Below are 591 nucleotides of genomic sequence, written 5' to 3' on the forward strand. Positions count from 1 at the left end.
TGACGATCTGCCTGATGTAAAAGACTTTTTATTGATGCAAGATTTGATCGTGATTCATGTCCCAAGTTTTGTGGATGGTCGCGGTTTTAGTTTTGCACAAACCCTGCGTCAGCTTGGTTATGAAGGCGATATTCGTATGGCAGGCGCGTTTGGTCGTGATCAAATCGCTTATTTGCTGCGCGCTGGTGCTACTAGCTTTGTACTTAATGAGCATGATGCTAAATCTGATATTAGCCAAGCTTTCACTGCCCTAGCCAGCAGCTATGATGGTCGAGACGCTTCAGCATTACCGATGTTCTCAAAAAACTAATTTTATTATTCACTATCAAATCGCTATTTTTATATTAACAATTATTAAGGAATGTATTATGAGCCAATTACACCCAAACCTAGATATCGACCAAGCAAACCAAGATTTGCAAGGTAAATCACCTGAGCAAATCGTTGAGTGGGCACTGACACAAGCAAAAAACCCAATCATCACCACCAACTTCCGTCCTTATGAATCAGCGATCTTGCATTTAGTTGCCAAGCAGCGTCCTGACATTACAGTATTGTGGGTAGACTCAGGTTACAATACCGATGCAACCT

At 41.6% G+C, this 591-nt stretch carries 1 protein-coding gene and 1 pseudogene; both read left to right on the forward strand.

Translation table 11 applies throughout. The annotated features are described in order from the left end of the window. A partial coding sequence (locus ACS8FC_RS19230) for a DUF934 domain-containing protein (RefSeq protein WP_439297968.1) occupies positions 1 to 310 on the forward strand: 310 nt, incomplete at its 5' end. A 58-nt stretch (positions 311 to 368) separates the two neighbouring features. Further along, positions 369 to 591, forward strand: a pseudogene (locus tag ACS8FC_RS19235) (phosphoadenosine phosphosulfate reductase family protein); the annotation flags it as partial.

It is taken from the genome of Psychrobacter sp. 1Y4, from assembly GCF_051847555.1.